The organism is Simplicispira sp. GW247-4R2A (genome assembly GCF_059424465.1).
This window is the reverse complement of the sequence record NZ_JBWKZM010000006.1, coordinates 105,113-123,075: the sequence shown is the minus strand read 5'-3', so window position 1 is coordinate 123,075 and position 17,963 is coordinate 105,113. Positions and strand designations below refer to the sequence as shown.

Annotated in this window: 13 protein-coding genes and 1 tRNA gene; 4 read left to right on the top strand and 10 right to left on the bottom strand. The window is 65.4% G+C overall.

The features are described from left to right. Positions 1-26 precede the first annotated feature (26 nt). Both AC07ZH_RS06490 and AC07ZH_RS06485 read left to right on the top strand, forming a co-directional pair. A complete protein-coding gene (locus AC07ZH_RS06490; protein ID WP_119107726.1) occupies positions 27-314 on the top strand; it encodes a DUF1330 domain-containing protein in 288 nt (95 codons plus the stop codon). Between the two features lie 111 nt (positions 315-425). Further along, positions 426-824, top strand: coding sequence for a universal stress protein (locus tag AC07ZH_RS06485; RefSeq protein WP_495199035.1), 399 nt, complete (start codon positions 426-428; stop codon positions 822-824). Positions 825-1,093: 269 nt separating this feature from the next. Here the strand turns inward: AC07ZH_RS06485 and AC07ZH_RS06480 are convergent. From AC07ZH_RS06480 to AC07ZH_RS06470, 3 genes are all read right to left on the bottom strand, one after another. Continuing rightward, a tRNA-Arg gene (locus AC07ZH_RS06480) sits at positions 1,094-1,170 on the bottom strand. A gap of 41 nt (positions 1,171-1,211) precedes the next feature. Continuing rightward, the gene (locus AC07ZH_RS06475; protein ID WP_495199034.1) at positions 1,212-2,693 is read right to left on the bottom strand and encodes a M14 family zinc carboxypeptidase; all 1,482 of its coding nucleotides are present in this window, start codon (positions 2,691-2,693) and stop codon (positions 1,212-1,214) included. A gap of 520 nt (positions 2,694-3,213) precedes the next feature. Continuing rightward, positions 3,214-4,926, bottom strand: a complete 1,713-nt coding sequence (locus AC07ZH_RS06470; RefSeq protein WP_495199033.1) for a DEAD/DEAH box helicase — start codon at positions 4,924-4,926, stop codon at positions 3,214-3,216. Positions 4,927-5,182: 256 nt separating this feature from the next. On the opposite strand from AC07ZH_RS06470, the gene ettA reads away from it, so the two are divergent. Together ettA and AC07ZH_RS06460 are read left to right on the top strand one after the other, a co-directional pair. Next, on the top strand, positions 5,183-6,844 hold the full coding sequence (ettA, locus tag AC07ZH_RS06465; RefSeq protein WP_119107722.1) for an energy-dependent translational throttle protein EttA: 1,662 nt from the start codon (positions 5,183-5,185) through the stop codon (positions 6,842-6,844). 38 nt (positions 6,845-6,882) lie between these two features. Then, the gene (locus AC07ZH_RS06460; RefSeq protein ID WP_495199032.1) at positions 6,883-9,201 is read left to right on the top strand and encodes a DUF1631 family protein; all 2,319 of its coding nucleotides are present in this window, start codon (positions 6,883-6,885) and stop codon (positions 9,199-9,201) included. Between the two features lie 8 nt (positions 9,202-9,209). Here AC07ZH_RS06460 and AC07ZH_RS06455 read toward each other — a convergent pair whose 3' ends face one another. From AC07ZH_RS06455 to AC07ZH_RS06425, 7 genes are all read right to left on the bottom strand, one after another. Beyond that, positions 9,210-10,535: a TAXI family TRAP transporter solute-binding subunit gene (locus AC07ZH_RS06455; protein ID WP_495199031.1), complete on the bottom strand. Its 1,326-nt coding sequence runs from the start codon at positions 10,533-10,535 to the stop codon at positions 9,210-9,212. A gap of 11 nt (positions 10,536-10,546) precedes the next feature. After that, a complete protein-coding gene (locus AC07ZH_RS06450; RefSeq protein WP_495199030.1) occupies positions 10,547-11,560 on the bottom strand; it encodes a P1 family peptidase in 1,014 nt (337 codons plus the stop codon). A 189-nt stretch (positions 11,561-11,749) separates the two neighbouring features. Beyond that, entirely contained in the window at positions 11,750-11,953 is a 204-nt protein-coding gene (locus AC07ZH_RS06445; RefSeq protein WP_119107718.1) for a YjfB family protein, read from the bottom strand. Positions 11,954-12,166: 213 nt separating this feature from the next. After that, positions 12,167-12,772, bottom strand: coding sequence for an IMPACT family protein (locus tag AC07ZH_RS06440; protein WP_495199029.1), 606 nt, complete (start codon positions 12,770-12,772; stop codon positions 12,167-12,169). 2 nt (positions 12,773-12,774) lie between these two features. Beyond that, a complete protein-coding gene (locus AC07ZH_RS06435) occupies positions 12,775-14,169 on the bottom strand; it encodes a hypothetical protein (RefSeq protein WP_495199028.1) in 1,395 nt (464 codons plus the stop codon). A gap of 2 nt (positions 14,170-14,171) precedes the next feature. Further along, complete coding sequence (locus AC07ZH_RS06430) at positions 14,172-15,731, bottom strand: FGGY-family carbohydrate kinase (RefSeq protein WP_495199027.1); 1,560 nt, start codon at positions 15,729-15,731, stop codon at positions 14,172-14,174. 542 nt (positions 15,732-16,273) lie between these two features. Beyond that, entirely contained in the window at positions 16,274-17,947 is a 1,674-nt protein-coding gene (locus AC07ZH_RS06425) for a glycerol-3-phosphate dehydrogenase/oxidase (RefSeq protein ID WP_495199026.1), read from the bottom strand. Positions 17,948-17,963: the final 16 nt, after the last annotated feature.

Genomic DNA, 17,963 nt, shown 5'->3' with positions numbered 1-17,963 from the left:
TTTTTCTAAACCTTTATTTGGTTGCTATGTCTGCAGCTTACGTGGTGGGCCATATCACCGTCAGAGATCCAGATCGGTGGGACGAGTACCGGACCAGGGTGCCACAGACGCTGGAGCCATGGAGTGGTGAATTGGTGTTTCGTGGTACGCAAGTGGCAGTCCTTGCGGGCGAATGCACGCATCCGGACATTGTCGTGATCCGTTTTCCTACGGTGGCCGCGGCAGAAGGCTGGTTCTCCTCCGCGGCTTATCAGGCGCTTATTCCGATCCGGCATCAGGCTGCAGATGTGACGCTGGTGTCCTACGAAGTCTGAGGGTGCTGCTGCTACCATTCTGAGTGCGATCTGACGCTGCCCGATCCGGGTAAGGACTGCGCCACAAGCTACGCAGGTCCACCATTCAAAACATTTAAGGAGATACCGCACATGACCATCCTCGTCGCCTACGTTTCACGCCCCGAAGGCCGGGCCGCACTCGACAAGGCCATCGAACTTTCAAAGGAGCGCCAAGAGCGGATGCTGATCGTTAACGCTGGCCCCGGTGGTCAGCAGGAGGATGCATCCCTGGTACCCGCGTTTGAAGTCGAACAGATCGAGGAGCAGATCGCCGCACAAGGCATCCAGGGCGAGTTCAAGCAGTTTGTCCGTGGCAAGAATGCCGTGGAGGAAATCAACGACCTCGTCGAAATGGGCGATATTTCTATTCTGATCATCGGCCTGCGCAAGCGCACTGCCGTAGGCAAGCTCATTTTGGGCAGTGTTGCCCAGGAGATCTTGATGACGGTTCCGTGTCCCGTGCTGTGCGTGAAGGCTGCAGGCGTCTGACGGCAGCATTTTCTTTTTCACGCCGAAGGAGCATTTGTCAAGGTCGCGCGAGATGTGAAACGGTGTGACACGTTTTACCTGCCAATAGGGCGGCCAGACGGTGCGGGCTGTCACTGACGGCGGCCAGCGTCGTCCGCGTTTGGCCTTCGTGTTGGCGTTTGATTTGGCAGCGTAGCGAAACACGAAAAAGTGCCTTGCACCGAAGCAGGTTCCGAGAGGAGCCTGACCCCCTGATCTCTTGAGCCACAGTTTTGCCGGGGAGTGTGGATTGGCCAGCCAGGAGGGACTCGAACCCCCTACCCATGTCTTAGAAGGACATTGCTCTATCCGGATGAGCTACTGGCTGTCAAACTTGATTCTAAGCGGGCACACCGGGCTTGAAATGGCTCAGTTCGATTCTTCAAAGACCAGCGAGGGCGTGGAGACGATCCGCGCCACCTCGCTGACGTCTTCAATCACCTGGCGTGCAATGTAGCCCGCTGGGCTGTCGGGTTCCAGTGCAGCTACGGCAAGGTTGGCCAGCGGTTGGTTCAGGGGCACGTAGTAACTCCCGACGGGCACATCGATCGCATTGCGTCGCAGTTGCACTTGTGGCGCTTGGTCTGTGGCGCTGGCGCCTGTCTGATCGTAGCTGTCGGCGAGTATGGAGCCGGGCTCGGCCACGCGCATGACTTGCACGCCCAGCAGCTTGAGCCTGTCCACGACATTGTCCGCACGTGCTGCCAACCAGTACCCGCAGGGGCGTGGCCGTGCAGTCGTGGTGCGAAGCTTCAGAGGGCTGTCCCAGCTTACGTGTTCCGTGCGCTCAACGCCGGATTGCGCGTCCAGCAACTCGATATCGCGTTGCGCTGGCGTGGGCACCGCTTGCACCACCACCTGGCCGTGGCAGGCAAGCGCACGGGTATCGCGTGCCACAAAGCTGCGCACCTGATCCAGATTTGATGACCGCTCTGCAGTGCTGCGCAATGCGCTGGAGATGGCTGTGACCAGGGTATGAACCCGGCGCTGGATATGCTCGCGCCCCAGGCCTACGCCGCGGCTGGCAACGACGAAGCCCACGGCGTCCTTCAGTCCACTGGCATTGCGCACGCTCTCTGGCAGCACACTGCCACCCGCGACGCGGTCGCGCCCAGCACCAGCAACAGGCTCGAAATACCAGTCGTTGCGCAGGCGCTCGGTGTTGAGGGAGGCCGCCATGGGCTCGTAGTACCACTCGCGTGCGGCCTTGCTGAGAAATTCTGGAACATTGGCCGCCGTGGCGTACTGCAAGAGCGCGTCGTCGCTCTGCACCGCCCCAAATTGCTCGGTCAGTGCCCCTGCGGCCTGGAATTCGCGTGCGTCCAGCACCAGGATCGGCCGGTAGTCGCGGGTCAGCGTCGCAATGGCGCGCGCTTCTGGGGTGGACAGGGTCAGGTGGTCTTTGGCCATATCCACGCCGGAAGCGGTTGCGCTGGTGCCGGTTTCTGCTCCGTCCGGATTGGCGCGTGGCACCAGCACCACGTTGATGCGGTCCAGCAAAGGCTCCAGCAAGCCACCGGCCAACTCCTGGGCCAGTACCAGCAAGGCCTCCGCGCCGGCGGGTTCGTCGCCATGCTGCTGGGCCAGGAGCAGCACAGTCGGTCGGTGCGACGCCTCAAGGGCGTCCGGCGTTGTGCCATTGGCGCGTGTGATCACCAGCCCCAGGATGGGCTCGCCCTGCTGTGAAGGGCCGAGGTGCAGCAATTCGGTTCGGGTGCCAGCCCCTTGTTGCGCCGAGGCGATCGCCCCCAACCAATCAGCGAGCTCTGCGTTGGTGGTAAACGCACGGCGACCGTCGGCCAGGCCTGGGGTGCGGTAGCGCACCATGGGATCAGGAAAATGCGCTGTCACGGCACTCGGCTCGCCCGATGTGGGCACGGGAGGTGTTGCCGACGGTGCCTGCTCAGGCCACGCTGCTGGAACCGGTAAGGCGATTGCAGGCGATGCAGGTTGCGTGGCAAGTGGCGCCGTGGGGGTGACCACGCGACCCTGTTCAACAGGGGGCAGGGGAGCCTTGACTGGCCATGGCGGCAGTGGGGTGCTGCCGCAGCCGGCGAGCAGGGTGAGCATCAGGGCCAAAGGCAGTGCCCGGCTGGGGGCGGCTACACGAGTGCTGCGGAAACGGTGAAGCAAATGCATGGTGCGATCGGCGAAAGAACAGGGATTTGCCGGGCAACGTGGGCCGGCGCGTAGCCAGAATGGTAAACGCCGCCGCAAGCAGCGGGATGTCGGCGCGCACGCCGTCTGCAGGTGTTTGTTTGCGACAGTATCGCGGATGGAATCGATGCTACGAAAAAAATAGCTTCTAGCGCTTATGTAGTAAGCGCTAGAAGCTTATTTGATGAAATTTCTTTAAGTTTGCAGCTGGCGGTCAGTACCCGCCACGACGGCCACCGCCACCACTGCGTCCACCACCGCCGCCGCTGCGACCGCCGCCGAAGCCACCGCTGCGGTAGCCGCCGCCGCCACGGCGACCTGCGGACATGCTGTCAACGCTGGTGCGCATTGGGTCGGGCTGGGCTGCTCCGTGGCCGGGCACACGGGGCGGCGCCATGCTGTTCCCCGCTTGGGTTCCCAGATGCGCGTTCTCGCGGGCGGGTTGCCAATCGTCCGAATGGCGCGGTGGATTGGCGCCGCCACGTGGGTTGGGACGGCCGCCGCCGTTGCCTGTGGGGGCGCTACGGGGTGCGTTGCGAGGCGCATTGCGGCCACCGCCGCCGCCACCACCGCTGCGGCCTGGGTTGTTGCCATTGCCTTCGCCGCCCGAGGGTCGGGCGCCACGGGTACCCTGGCCCGCGGTTTTGCCAGCGCGCATGCGCTCCATCATCTCGCTGCGGGCGGCTTTGGCAGCGGCCTGCATCACGTCGCGGCTGGGTGGACGGCCTGCGCCGCCCCAGATGGTCTGTCGGCCCATGGCGATGGGTTCGGCTTTTTCACCCTCATCAGGCCCAAAGCCTTCAATGAGCTGCACGGGAATCGTTTGCTTGGTGAAGCGCTCGATCTCCATCATGAAGCCTTCCTCGTCCATGCACACCAGGCTCACGGCTTCACCGCTGGCGCCTGCGCGGCCGGTGCGGCCGATACGGTGCACGTAGTCTTCTGGGACGTTAGGGATTTCATAGTTCACTACGTGCGGCAGATCGTCGATATCGATGCCGCGCGCAGCAATATCGGTGGCTACCAGCGCGCGAATGTCGCCGCTCTTGAATCCAGCGAGTGCCTGGGTGCGGGCGCTCTGGCTCTTGTTGCCGTGCAGCGCCATGGCGTTGATGCCATGTTTGGTGAGAAATTCGGCCACGTTGTTGGCGCCGAATTTCGTGCGGGTGAACACCAGCACCTGGCTCCAGTTGTGCTCGTTGATGATGTGTACCAGCACTTGCTTCTTCTTGCCGCGGCCCACCGGGTGGATCACCTGCGAGATGCGCTGCACCGTGGTGTTGCTCGGCGTCACCTGGATGCTCAGCGGATCTTTCAGCAACGTGGCGGCCAGTTCGCGGATCTCGTCGCTGAAGGTTGCCGAAAACAGCAGGCTTTGCTTGTCCTTGGGGACCAGCGCCAGGATCTTCTTCACGTCGTGGATGAAGCCCATGTCCAGCATGCGGTCGGCTTCATCAAGAACCAGCACCTGCACCGTGGAGAGATCAAGAAACCCTTGCTGCTGCAGGTCGAGCAGGCGGCCAGGCGTGGCCACCAGTACGTCAACGCCGCGTTTGATGCGGTCAATTTGCGGGTTCATGCCGACGCCGCCAAAGACCACGGTGGAGTTCAGATCGAGGTGTTTGCCGTACTGGCGCACCGATTCCTCGACTTGTGCGGCAAGCTCGCGTGTTGGGGTCAGCACCAGGGCACGCACACCTTTGCCGCCGAATTTGCTTTTCGGCGCTTCTTCGCGTGAGAGGCGGTCGAGCAGCGGCAGCACAAAAGCGGCCGTTTTTCCCGTGCCGGTCTGCGCGCCAGCGAGCAGATCGTGCCCGGCCAGCACGGCCGGAATGGCCTGTGCCTGGATGGGCGTGGGGGTTTCATAGCCTTGCTCGCGCACGGCTTTCATGATGGCCGGAGCCAGATTCAGATCGTCAAAAGTCATTGAAGTGATGCGCCCATCCGGGCGCCGGGTATCGGCCTGTCGAGGCGCCCTGCGATGGGTGCCGAGCCAGTGTTAGGCTGATAAGGTTCAACAGTGGGCGCCAGCAAGCGGTGTTGCTTCGTCCCCAGCAGTTTGCTGATATCGCGCACAGCTGGAGTGCACGACAGCCGCTATTGTCGCATGGGTCGATAATTGAGCTTGTTCGCCGGGCACAACGCCCGCTCTTTTTTTGCACAGCAGGACCGACCTTCTACCGATGGCCCAATACGTTTACTCCATGAACCGCGTCAGCAAGACGGTGCCCCCGAAGCGCCAGCTCTTGAAGGACATTTCGCTCTCATTTTTCCCAGGCGCCAAAATTGGCGTGCTGGGCCTCAATGGCTCGGGCAAGTCCACCTTGCTCAAGATCATGGCCGGCGTGGACAAGGAGTTCGAAGGCGAAGCCCTGCCCATGCCAGGCTTGTCTATCGGCTACCTGGAGCAGGAACCCAAACTCAACCCCGAGCACACGGTGCGCGAATCGGTCGAGGAATCGATGGGTGCGGTATTTGCCGCCAAGGCCCGTCTGGAAGAGGTCTATATCGCGTATGGCGCCGAAGACGCCGATTTTGACGCGCTGGCCGCCGAGCAGGCCCAGCTTGAAGCCGTCATTGCCACCGCCGGGACCGACTCCGAGCACCAGCTTGAGATTGCCGCCGACGCACTGCGCCTGCCGCCCTGGGACGCCAAGATTGGCCTGCTCTCCGGTGGCGAAAAGCGCCGCGTGGCCCTGTGCCGCCTGCTTCTGTCCAAGCCCGACATGCTGCTGCTCGACGAGCCGACCAACCACCTGGACGCCGAGTCGGTGGATTGGCTGGAGCAGTTCCTGCAGCGCTTTCCCGGCACCGTGGTGGCCATCACCCACGACCGCTACTTCCTGGACAACGCCGCCGAATGGATTCTGGAAATGGACCGCGGCCGCGGCATTCCCTGGAAGGGCAACTACAGCACCTGGCTGGAACAGAAGGGCGAGCGCCTGGCGCAAGAGCAAAAGAGCGAAGAAGCCCACGCCAAGGCTTTGAAGAAAGAGCTGGAATGGTCGCGCCAGAACCCCAAGGCCCGCCAGGCCAAGAGCAAATCGCGCCTCGCCCGCTTTGAAGAGCTGAGCGACATGGAATACCAGAAGCGCAACGAGACACAGGAGATTTTCATTCCTGTGGCCGACCGTCTCGGTCAGCAGGTCTTCGAGTTCCACAACGTCAGCAAGTCGTTTGGCGATCGCCTCTTGATCGACAACCTGAGCTTCACCGTGCCGCCTGGCGCCATCGTCGGCATCATCGGCCCCAACGGCGCGGGCAAATCCACGCTGTTCAAGCTGCTGGCGGGCAAAGAGCAGCCCGACAGCGGCACCGTGGTGGTCGGCTCGACCGTGAAGATGGCGTTTGTGGACCAGCACCGCGATGTGCTGGCCAACGACAAAACCGTCTGGGAAGACGTCTCGGGCGGCCTGGACATCCTGACCGTGGGCAAGTTCCAGATGGCCAGCCGTGCCTATTGCGGCCGCTTCAACTTCAACGGCGCTGACCAGCAAAAGAAGGTGGGCATGCTCTCGGGCGGTGAGCGTGGACGCCTGCACCTGGCCAAGACGCTGATTGCGGGCGGCAACGTGCTGCTGCTGGACGAGCCCTCGAACGACCTCGACGTGGAAACCCTGCGCGCCCTGGAAGACGCCCTGCTGGAATATGCGGGCAGCGTGCTGGTCATCAGCCACGACCGCTGGTTCCTCGACCGCATTGCCACGCACATTCTGGCCGCCGAGGGCGACAGCCAATGGACGTTCTTCGACGGCAACTACCAGGAGTACGAGGCCGACAAGAAGAAACGCCTGGGTGAAGAGGGTGCGCGCCCGCACCGCATGCGTTTCAAGGCGCTGAAGTAGTATTCAAGCAGTTCATTGACTTTTTAGTTTCTGCCAACATGACTCTGTCTGCGGTTCGTTCCAGAGCGGTACTTCGGGCTTGTGTGGTCACGGCCGTGCGGGAAGGCGAGACGTTGATGGACCAGCTCGTCAAGTTCACGCTGGACGAGCTGGCCAAGCAGGAATCCGAAACCCGGGCCATCGCCAAGCGCGATCTCGCGCATGAGGCGCAGAAGCTGCTGCGCGAGCACCACGCGGGCCTGAACAAGGCGTACCCGATGGTGCTTCTGGAGCTGTTTGCCGATGGCTCGGGGGCGCCTGCTTCCAAGCCCGCAGCGTCCAGCGCACTGGATTTCGGTGAACTCACCTTGGTGGACGACGATGAAGTCCAGGCCCAGGTCGAACTCTCCCGGGCGCAGCAGATGGCGCTGCACACCACGGACGCCATCTTGTCGGAGCTCAATGGCCTGGTCAGCGCGGCCCAGGGTTTGCCACGCGTGCAGCCGGAGCGCAACCCGCTGCGGCCTGAGAACTACATTCGCGCGCTGCAGCGCGCCATCGCCGACACGCAAGTCATCGCGCCGATGCGCGAGGCGTGGATGCAGCATATGCGGCCCTACCTGAGCCAACAGTTGGTGGGGGTATACGAGCGCGCGGTGAAAGGTTTGCGCGAACATGGCGTTGAGCAGGTGGGTTGGGGCGCGCGCGTACCGCAGCAGCCCGCTTACCCGCAGGGCGCGCCTGGCAGTGGCTGGTACGGACCGGGCGCGGGGGAGGGGCGCTCGGGCTGGGCGACCGCTTCTGCCTGGGCCGGCAGCCAGGCGGCACCTGTGGGCTACCAGGAGGCGGGGGCTTCGGGCTATGCGCCCAGTGGCCAGGAGGCATTGCTGACGGTCAGCATTCTTCGCCAAATGCTGGCCGGCGCAGGCGACCCGTACCAGGAGCTCTATGCGCCAACGGGATCTGCGGGTTCCGTTTACGCGGGTGGGCAGCAGGCGCCTTCTCCGCAGGGATTCGACCGCTACGCGCCGGCCGGCGCGTCGGAGGCGATCGAAGACATCGCGCAGCTTGAGCGCCTGGTAGGGCGCCTGGCGAACAGCCAGTCAGCCTACCTGCACAGCGGGCAAGGCGCGCCGCGTACCGGCCAGGCCTCTTTGTATGGCGCTGCCGAGGCGGCGCCCAGGGGCGCGGAGGTTGTCGCACGCATGGTGGAAAATATCTCGCAGGATGCGCGCCTGTTGCCGCCGGTGCAGCAGGCGGTGCAAAACCTCGAACCAGCCATTCGCAAGCTGATCCGCCACGATTCGCGCTTTTTCAGCGATGCCAACCACCCAGCCCGCCGTTTGCTGGATGAGATCACCCAGCGCAGCCTCGCGTACACGCATGTGGAGGCGCCGGGCTTTAGCCGCTTCATGCGGTTGATCGATCAGGCCGTTGCCCACCTGAGCAAGTCAGAGATCACCAGTGCCGCTCCGTTTGAAACCGTGCGGCGTGCCTTGCAGGCGGCATGGGAGGCGCAGCAAAAGAAGCTTGAGGCCCGCCAGGAGCGCGAGAAGCAGGCCCTGCTGCTGGCGGAAGAGCGTGAGATGCGCGCTGAGCGCGTGGCCGCAGAAATCGGTGCGCTGCCTGAGTTTCCAGGTGCGCCCCAGGACATCACCGATTTTGTGCTGGGCCCTTGGGTGGAAGTGGTGGCTGCCGCGCCGCTGGACGCACAGGGCAAGCGCAGCCCACAGGCCGCAAGTGCACTGGCTTTGGTCCCCTTGCTGCTCTGGAGTGTGCAGCCGGACCTCGCATGCGAGCACCCCGACCGATTGGACGAAGCCACCATGCTGCTGCCGGTACGCTTGCGCACCGAGCTCGAAAACATTGGCCACCCACGCGAAGAGATCGACGCGTTTTTGGCGCGCCTCGCGCAATTGCACCGCCTCTCCTTGGCCGCCAGGCCGCCAGATTTCGAGTTGCCGCAAGCGTCTGTATCGGAGGACGGAGGTCCGGGTGACCCGGAGCAGGACGCGGCAAACGATGGCGACAGCGTGACGTCCCTGTACGGGCCCGAGCCGATGGCAGAGCCCGAGGTGCAGCAGGAGGACGCGCCGGCCCCTCGGCCACCCGAGAGCGACGGCTTTGTCATGGGCGCCTGGGTGGAATTGGTCACCTCGGGCAAATTGATGCGCACCCAGCTCACATGGTGCAGCCCGCACAACACGCTGTTTCTGTTTACCGCGCCAGATGGCAGCACGCAGTCCATGACGCGGCGCATGCGCGACAAACTGGTGGCTGGTGGCGCTCTGCGGCTGATGGACGCGCTGCCCGCGACTGAGCAAGCCTTGCGCAGCGCGGCCAAGCCGCAAGGCAACGAGCCGCCGCCTTTGGCCTGACGAGCGACTCAAGCGTGCGGCAACTTTTGCCTGATCAGGTGAATATGGTTGCGCAGCGCGTACAGTTCGTCGGCGTACGACAGCGGCACGTTGACCTTTTCGACCTGCGCCTCCAGCCGGTTCAGTTCCTGGGTGATCGATGCGGGTGTTGTGTGCCCGGCTTCCATCTCGTTTTCAATTTCGCGCAGCCGGCCATACCAGCGAAAGACGCGTGAGCGCACCCGAAACTGGTAGAGCGGTGGCACGATGCGCGAGAGCGGCAGCAGTGCCGCCAACAAGATGCCCAGCACCAGCCACATGCGCTCGATCAGATTGGCCAGCCAGAACGGCAGGTAGCGTTGCAGCAGCGGCACGGGCTCGTTGATGGCGCGGTCGGCTTCAGCGGCAATGGGCAGCTCGCTGTGCCGGGTGTTGGGAAATTCTCGCGCCCGGTTGAACCAGCCGGCCCCGCTGTGCAAACGCTGCCCGGCCTGCGCAAACAGTTGCAGCAGGGCCGGATGCGTGCCCGTGCGCGCGAGCAGCGCGGTCGTGGGCGCGAGCAGCCGCACGTCGGTTGGTGGCACGTCGCGCGCCAGGTCCACGACACCGCGGGGCAGAGTGACGGGGCTCAAAAACGCAAAACGCCGGCTGTAGGCTTCGTTCTGCGGAAAATCCATCAGCGCCACGCCCGGTGTCTGCAGCAGCATCTGCACCATCAGCGACTCAGGCGCCGAGGCAAACACCAGCACGTCGAGCTTGCCCGCAAGAAATTTCACGGTGGCGTCGGTCTGTCCGAGTTGCGAGAGCTTCAGATCGCCGGGTTCCACGCCGTTGGCTGCCAGCAGTTTCTCCATCAGCGTGGGAACGCCGCTGCCTGCCGTGCCCACATTCACGCGCAGGCCGCGCAGTTGGCGCAAGCTGTCCAGCGGCCTGGGGCGGCGGCCCTGGTGGCGCTCCAAGGCAGGTCGGTAGAACAGCCACAGCGGTTCAACGAACAGGCTGCCCAGCGACGTGAGATCTTCTCGATCGCTCTCCTGCAGATCCGCAGTGCCACCTTGCACGAACGCCAGGTCGGCGCGGCCGCTGCGCAGCAGCTCCAGGTTGGCCGACGAGCCTTCGCTTGGCAGCAGCACGACCTTGATCCCCTCGACCGCGAGTGCCTGCTGGTAGCGTTTGCCAAAGGTCTCGTAGGCGCTTTGCGCGGGTCCGGTGGCCAGCGTGACCTGCTTTGGAGGCGTGGGGTTGAGCCACCAGTACGCCAGCGCCAGAAGACCGATGGCCAAAAAGACCAAGGGCCCGGCGGATGCGAGCAGGTCGCGCAGCGAGAGCAGGGTGTTGCGGAAAACCTGGGGCATGGCTCGGGCTTTCATGCGCTGTGTGGCTGCCAGTCGGCCATCGCTGGTAGGTAAAGCCCTTGGGGGGTGGTCAGCGACCGCGCGGCTTGCACGGCGCGCAGCGTGGCGCGCGCCGTTGCCTCGGCGGCCATGGCGGCCAGCAGCAGCATGCCGGGGTGCTTGCCCGACCTGCCGGTGCCCAGTGCAAAGAGCGTGTCGCCATCGAGCTGGGTGTGGGCCGGGAAGATGCTGCGCGCCAGGCCGTCGTGCGCGGCCAGCGCCAGACGCTGCGCCTGTGCCTTGTCGGCGAGCATGGCATCGGTCGCGACCACGCCAATGGTGGTGTTGGTGCCCGGCAGCAGCGACTGCGGCAGTTCGCCGCCGAGCAACGCGCGGCGGCTGTCCAGCAAGGCCAGGCCGTCCTCGGTGCGTGCGCCCGCGACGACCTTGCCGGTGTTGGCGTCGAGCACGTCGCCCACGGCGTTGCAGGCAATCAGTGCGCCTACGGTCACGCCATCGACGGTGACCGAGGCGCTGCCAATGCCCCCCTTCATGGCGCGCGCCATGCCGAAAAGCTTGCCCACGGCGGCGCCCGCGCCGGCGCCCACGTTGCCTTCGGCGGGCGCTTGGCTGGAGGCGGCGGCACAGGCCGCGTAGCCTGCGGCGGCGTCGGGGCGGATGCTGGCGTCACCCACCATCAAGTCAAACAATACGGCCGCCGGCACGATGGGCACGCGCGCCACGCCGACATCCAGGCCCACACCGCGCGCTTCCAGCCAGCGCGCGGCGCCGCTTGCGGCATCGAGGCCGAAGGCGCTGCCGCCCGACAGCACGATGGCGTGGACCTCATTCACCAGGTTGCCCGGTGCGAGCAAATCGGTCTCCCGCGTGCCGGGCGCCGCGCCGCGCACGTCCACCCCGGCGATTGCACCCGCGCGGGCCAGCACCACAGTGCAGCCGGTGGGGCGGCGGGTGTCGGTGAAGTGGCCGACCTCAATGCCGGCGACGCGGGTAATGCTGCCGGGGTCGATGTGCTGGGAATTCATGCGCGCCGATTATGGGCGGCGTTGGTGTCGTGAGTTGAGGGTGCGCTAAAAAAGGCAAGGCGTCGAAATCGTCGTCAGGCAAGGCGCAAACCACAGCGATAGCCGTAGCTATCGCGAGGATTTGCAACGCGGCATAGCGGCAATTCTTGGCGTCTTTCTGAGGCGAACCTTCAATTCACGACACTTGGTTCAGGCGAACGTATCGAGTTGTGTGCCCAGCGGTCCGAGATTGGGCGCTGGGGGCTGCGGCAGAGCGTCGAGCAGCGTAGCGGCCGCAGTCGCCTGCACGTCAAGGGCCTTCTTGAGCACCGCTACATTGGCGGCTTGCGCGGTCTGGGCCTGGGTGTTGGCGCTGGCAATCTGCAGCAGCGAATGGGTCAAGGCGATATCCATGTTGGTATATCGGCAGAACGCACAAGGACTGTAGCGCCGGTGATTGCCTTCCAACGCCGCCGCGCCAGGCGCAGCGCAGCGGACGCAAGTCGTTCCCTATGGGCTGGCGTGGGCGATGGGGAAAGGGTCGGTGCAGCAAAAAAATTATTGAAAAGTGCCTCTAGCGCTTATGGAGTGTGCGCTAGTAGCTATCGAATCAATAGTCTTCGTGCTTCAACCCATGCTGTTGTCTTCCACGGTGCTGCAGACAATGGCCCCGTGCGAAAGGTCTGCCAGGCGCTGGATCAGCGCCGCAGCATCGCCTTCGGGCAGCGTGAACGCGAGGCGCACCACGCTGGCGTGCTCGGCGGCCAGCAGGCTGGCACTGGCGCTGGCCAGCTCGCGCCGTACCGCGCCTTCCAGGGCATACGGCAGGCTGCATTCCAGGCAGGCCATGCGCTGCAGTGTGATTTTTTCTGCGCCCAGCAGGGCCTGGGCCACGCAGTCGGTGTAGGCGCGCACCAGCCCGCCGGCGCCCAGCTTGACACCGCCGAAATAGCGCACCACGGTGGCCAGAACGCCCTCCAGATCCTGGTGGCGCAGCACCTCCAGCATGGGACGGCCGGCCGTGCCGCCGGGCTCGCCGTCGTCCACCGCGGCCGATTGGCCGCCTGCCAGCAAGGCCCAGCAAATATGCGTGGCGCCAGGATGCTGCTTCCAGAGCGCATCCACGGCGGCCTGGGCGCTGGCGCGGTCCTGCATGGGTTGCACGCAACCGATGAAACGGCTTTTCCGGATGGTCAGGTCGCTGTGGACGGCAGCAGCCAGCGTCTGCGCCATGCTTACTTGCGCACCCCGTTGGAGAGCATGCTGCGCACCAGCGCCCGGCTGTGGGTGCCGAAATGGCCCAGCAGCTCGGCGAGGGTGGTGTCCAGATGGGCGCGGCGCGCGGGGTCGATGGCCGAGAGTTCCTTGATCAGGTCGATCTGTGCGGAGTGCACGCCAAAGTCGAAGCTGGGGTCCGAGACATAGCGTTCCGGCAGCGTATCGACCAAGGCGCGGTCGGTCGCCGTGCCAGCGTCGTAGGCTTCTTTGCTGACCACGTCGCGCACGTAGCGCCCAGACCAGACGGGGTAGTGGGCGTCTGCGCTGGTGTCGTGCAGCTCGGCACCGAGGGCGCCCGGCTGGCGTGCCTTGGCAGCGCTGCGAATCAGCGCGCTTTCGTAGTTCTCCAACGCCAGATGCCGGTTGGAGAGCAGCACGATCATCTCGTTTTTCCACTTCGGCAGCCCTGCCATGGCCAGGGCGTTGATGCCGATCAGCTTCAAGGCGCTGGTGCCGGGCGCGACGCTGGCGTGGTAGGGCTGGGTCAGGTCCTGCACGTAGTGCATGGCCAGGCCCGTGAAGCGCCAGCCCCAGTAGGGGTGGCCGCTGTCGAAGGCCAGGCGCGCCAGGCTGGTGTACTGGTGCACGCGCAGCAGCGGGTAAGTGCGCTTGAGGAAGGGTGCCGCCAGGTAAATGAGGGCATCTTCATGGAAGAACCCCATGTGGAACGGGGCCTGGGTGCTAAAGCTCAGCGTGGGGTTGCCAAAGGGCAGGGCGCCGAAACCGTAGGTCCGGCCGGCCTCTGAAGGGCTGTCGCTCCAGAGGTTCAGGTCCATGCCGTAGTCGGGTTCGTCGCTGGCCGACGCCACCACGGCGAGGGCCGGGACCAGTTCACCCGGGTCGATACGCACAAAGACGTGGCTCGTCTCTTCGGGTTTTTCAAGGGCGTTGACGGCCGTAGGCGCCAGCAGCCGCGCCGGGTTGGGCGCTGGGCCCCAGGGGTCGGGCTGGACGTACAGCGCCAGCCGGCTCTCGGGCGAAATGCGCAGCGCGGCGAGGAAAGCCTTGCGGCGCTCGGCATCGCTGCGCGCCGGGTCGGCCTTGAAGGCGAGCGCTTCGGGGCGTGGTGGGTAAGTGTCGAGCGTCTGGCGCGCCCAGGCTTCATCGGTCACCATCAGATCGGCAATGGCCCTTTCCTCATTCTTCAGAAAGCCTTCCAAGGGCTCGGCCGGCACTTGTACGCTGGCCGCCAATTCAGGCATGCGTTCCAGCGCCCGGTAGGTCACCATGGCGTGGTTGCTCCAGGCGAAGGCGGTGCCGGCGAAACCGGTCAGCGCAGCAACAATCAGGACATAACGGGTGGTACGCATGGACTTGCTGTAGGTCGAAGTGGGCGGGAGCGCCAACGCCATTGTCAATCCTGTGAAGGGTAGCCGGTAATCGCGCGGATCTCCTGGTACAGCGGCTGCAGGCGCCGGTACATGCGGCAATACACGCGCCGGTAGAGCTGATCGTAAGTGTGTGCGTGCTGCGGCTCAGGCTCGAATCGGTCGCCCATGCGTGCCATCGCGGCCACGGCGGCGGCGTAGTCGGCGTGCAGGCCCAGGCCCACGGCGGCGATCATGGCGGCGCCCAGGCCGCTGGTTTCGTACAAATGCGGGCGCTCGCAGGGCAGGTTGAAGATGTTGGCGGTGATCTGCATGGCCGCATTGCTTTGCGAGCCGCCACCCGAGACGCGCACCAGGGTGATGGGCGCGCCGCCGCGCTTCTCAATCCGCTCCTTGGCTTCCCGCAGCGCGTAGGCCAGGCCTTCGAGGATGGCGCGGTACAGGTGGGCGCGGGTGTGCACGTCGCCAAAGCCAATCACCGCGCCCTTGGCTTCGGGGCCGGGCACCTTGATGCCGGGGTTCCAGAAGGGCTGCAGCATGAGGCCCTGGGCGCCGGGCGGTACGCGGCCGACCAGGGCGTCGAACAGGCTCTCGGGCGTCACGCCCTCGGCCATGGCTTGCTGCTGCTCGTGCAGGCCAAACTGCTCCTTGAACCAGTTGACCATCCAGAAACCGCGCGTGATCTGCACCTCGGTGTTGTAGTGGCCGGGCACTGCTGCCTGGTAGGGCGGGATGAAAGGCGTGGCTTCGAGGTAGCGCGGCGTGGTGGTGTTGATGGTGGCGGCGGTGCCGTAGGAGAGGCAGGCAATCTCGGGCGTCAAGCACCCAGCGCCCAGCACCTCGCAGGCCTTGTCGGCGGCGCCCGCCAGCACTCTCAGTCCGGCGGGAATGCCGGTGTCCTGCGCGGCCTGCGTGCTCACCTGGCCGATGACCGTGCCTGCGGGCACCAGCTCGGGCAGCATGGTGGGCGTGATGGGCAGGGCCTGCCATTTCCAGTCGTGCGGCGGCGCCCAGTGGCCCTTTTTGTAGTCGAAGGGCACGTAGCCCACTTGCGCGGCCACCGTATCGACAAACCGGCCAGTGAAGCGGTAGTTGAGGTAGCCCGAAAGCAGCAGGTATTTGGCGGTGCGCGCCCACAGCTCGGGCTGGTGCTGGGCAATCCAGTTGGCTTCGGCTTCCTTCTGGAAGTGGCGCACGGTGCCGCGCATGCCGATGGCGCGAAACGCCGCCTCCCACCACCAGGCGAGGCGCGGGGCATGCTCCGCACGGCGCTGGTCGAGCCAGACCATGGCCGGGCGCAGTGGCCGCCCTTCGGCGTCCAGCGCCAGCGTGGTGCCGCGCTGCGTGGTGATGACCAGGCCGGCGATGTCGTTTTTGTCGATGGTGGTGGTGTGCCACAGCTGCTGGCAGGCCTGGCACAGCGCCTGCCAGAATACTTCGGCCTCGGCCTCCATCCAGCCCGGCTCGGGCGACTGGTAGGCGATCGCCACCTGGGCCTTGTCCACCAGGTTGCCGTGCAGATCGAACAGCAGGGCGCGCACGCTTTGGGTGCCGTTGTCGATGGTGAGCAGGTAGGGGGCGGGCATGGTGTCTCCTGTTTGCTTTTGGTTTGATAGCTGCTTACGCTTTATGGATAAGCGCTAGAGGCTAATTTCATTCATATTTTTCCGTGCTTGACGGCTGGTAGTGCGCCACGTTTCACGGCAGGTGCGGAGCGCCGCGCCCACCGCTCCGGGATTGGGGTCGGAGCACGAGTTTCGCTGCGCGAAATCGTGATCCGACCCCAATGCCTGCGCCGCGCCCATGCCATGGCCGAGCGCAGCGATGGCCCGAAGGGCTGTTGGTCTCCCCATCCCCTCTGTCCGTGCCGAGAAGCACAGCGCCGGGCGGAAAAAGGGCCGCGCGTGTTTGAGCGAAACGCAGTGCAGCGAGTTTGCGCGGACCCCGCCCGGTGCGAGCATCGCAGGTTGCCCCGAAGCGCAGCGCAGGGGACACGGACAGCGGGGTCGCCTTCTCTTTGGTGACTTTCTCTTGGCGACGCAAGAGAAAGTTACTGCGCCGCCGGGCGCACATCCCGGCACCCGTCCTCTGCCAAGGCATGCGGCCAGAACAGAAAATGCGGCTCCAGTTAGCGCGTCGCATGCTGCGCAGTCGCTCCGGGATCGGGGCCCGTTCCGGCATTTGGGTCAGAGCACGAGTTTCGCTGCGCGAAATCGTGATCCGACCCCAATGCCTGCGCCGTGCCGGGCGGCTGGTAGTGCGCAGCGATGAGGGCGCGGTAACGCTCCACCTCCAGCTCCCAGCGGGCTTCGTCCCACGCCAGGTGCGGGGCGCAGAGCTGGTGGATGCGCGGCAGGTGGTCCAGCCCGCCACGCGGCAACAGAATGCCCAGCCGCGTGCGGCGCAGCAGCAGGTCGTCGAGGTGCTGCACGGATTCACACCGGGCGGCGATGGCCAGCTCCAGCCACAGGGTCTGGGTGCCGGGGATGGTGTGCAGGTCGTCGCAGGCGCCCGTGCTCCATTCGGCCGCGTACGCGCCGTAGCGCGCGGTGAGGCGCTGGCGCACGGCGGGGCTCCAGCGCGGGTTCAGCGGGGGTGCGGGGGTGAACAGCGGGGCGTCGCTCCTCTCAAACGCCTTGCCTGCATGCGGCGCCGCCAGTGCCAGCGCGTCCTGCGCCATCAGCCGAAAGGTGGTGAGCTTGCCGCCGGCCAGTGTGACCATGCCCGATTCGTCGCGCACCACATGGTCGCGCGTGGCTTTGGACGCATCCTGCTGGCCGTCGTCAATGACAGGCCGTACGCCGGCATAGCAGGCGCTGATGTCGGTGGACGTGATGTGTGCGGCAGGGAACTGGTCGTTCACAGCATCCAGCAAATAGGCCACTTCCGAAGCGGTGATGCTGGCCTCGGCATCCAGGTCGGCGCGGTGGTCCAGGTCGGTGGTGCCCACCAGCGTCGCGCCCTCCCAGGGGTAGAAAAAGACCGGACGGCCATCCTGGGGGTGCATGAAGCTGATGCTTTGCGCCACCGGCAGGCGCCAGAACGGCAGCACCAGGTGGCTGCCGCGCAGCGGGCGCAAGAGCGGCGCGGCGCCCACGCCCGCGCGCAGGCGGTCGGCCCAGGCGCCGGTGGCGTTGACCACGGCGCGGGCCTGCACGGCTTGGGTTTGGCCGGTGAGGCTGTCTTTGGCCACCAGGCCGGTGACTTTTCCGTTCGCGGTTGTCAGGCTTTCAACGGCCACGTAGTTAAGCAGCACGGCGCCGTCGCGCCGGGCTTCGAGCAGCACGCGCCAGACCAGGCGGGCGTCGTCCGTCTTGGCGTCCTGGAACACCAGGGCACCGCGCAGGCCCGGCGGCGCCAGGCCCGGCGCCAGCGCCTGCGCGGTGGCGAGGTCGGCGTAGTAGTGGCTGCGCTGCCCAGCCATCAGGTCGTACACCACCAGGCCGGTCTGCATCAGCCAGCGGCCGGGCTTGCGGCCTGGGCAGTCGGCAAACAGAAAGCTCTGCGGCTCCACCAGGCCCGGCGCTTCACGCAGCAGGCGCTGGCGTTCGCGCACCGAGTGCAGGGTGGTCTTGAGGTCGCCTTCCTTGAGGTAGCGCAGCCCGCCGTGTACCAGTTTGGAGGATCGGCTCGACGTGCCCCAGGCAAAGTCGCGTTGCTCCAGCAGCAGCACGCTCCAGCCGCGCCGCACGGCCTGCTGCGCCACGCCCGCGCCGCTGATGCCGCCGCCGATGACGACGAGGTCCCAGGTCTGCGCGGGCAGGCGTGCAAGCGCGTCAGCGCGCGTCGGGAAGAGGTTCACACGGTTTTGCATTCGG

Excerpts from the sequence above, each read along its gene's own strand:
- AC07ZH_RS06490 (WP_119107726.1), top strand. The coding sequence starts at position 27 with ATGTCTGCAGCTTACGTGGTGGGCCATATCACCGTCAGAGATCCAGAT.
- AC07ZH_RS06485 (WP_495199035.1), top strand. The coding sequence starts at position 426 with ATGACCATCCTCGTCGCCTACGTTTCACGCCCCGAAGGCCGGGCCGCA.
- AC07ZH_RS06470 (WP_495199033.1), bottom strand. The coding sequence starts at position 4,926 with ATGACTTTTGACGATCTGAATCTGGCTCCGGCCATCATGAAAGCCGTG.
- ettA (WP_119107722.1), top strand. The coding sequence starts at position 5,183 with ATGGCCCAATACGTTTACTCCATGAACCGCGTCAGCAAGACGGTGCCC.
- AC07ZH_RS06460 (WP_495199032.1), top strand. The coding sequence starts at position 6,883 with ATGACTCTGTCTGCGGTTCGTTCCAGAGCGGTACTTCGGGCTTGTGTG.
- AC07ZH_RS06455 (WP_495199031.1), bottom strand. The coding sequence starts at position 10,535 with ATGCCCCAGGTTTTCCGCAACACCCTGCTCTCGCTGCGCGACCTGCTC.
- AC07ZH_RS06450 (WP_495199030.1), bottom strand. The coding sequence starts at position 11,560 with ATGAATTCCCAGCACATCGACCCCGGCAGCATTACCCGCGTCGCCGGC.
- AC07ZH_RS06445 (WP_119107718.1), bottom strand. The coding sequence starts at position 11,953 with ATGGATATCGCCTTGACCCATTCGCTGCTGCAGATTGCCAGCGCCAAC.
- AC07ZH_RS06440 (WP_495199029.1), bottom strand. The coding sequence starts at position 12,772 with ATGGCGCAGACGCTGGCTGCTGCCGTCCACAGCGACCTGACCATCCGG.
- AC07ZH_RS06435 (WP_495199028.1), bottom strand. The coding sequence starts at position 14,169 with ATGGCGTTGGCGCTCCCGCCCACTTCGACCTACAGCAAGTCCATGCGT.
- AC07ZH_RS06430 (WP_495199027.1), bottom strand. The coding sequence starts at position 15,731 with ATGCCCGCCCCCTACCTGCTCACCATCGACAACGGCACCCAAAGCGTG.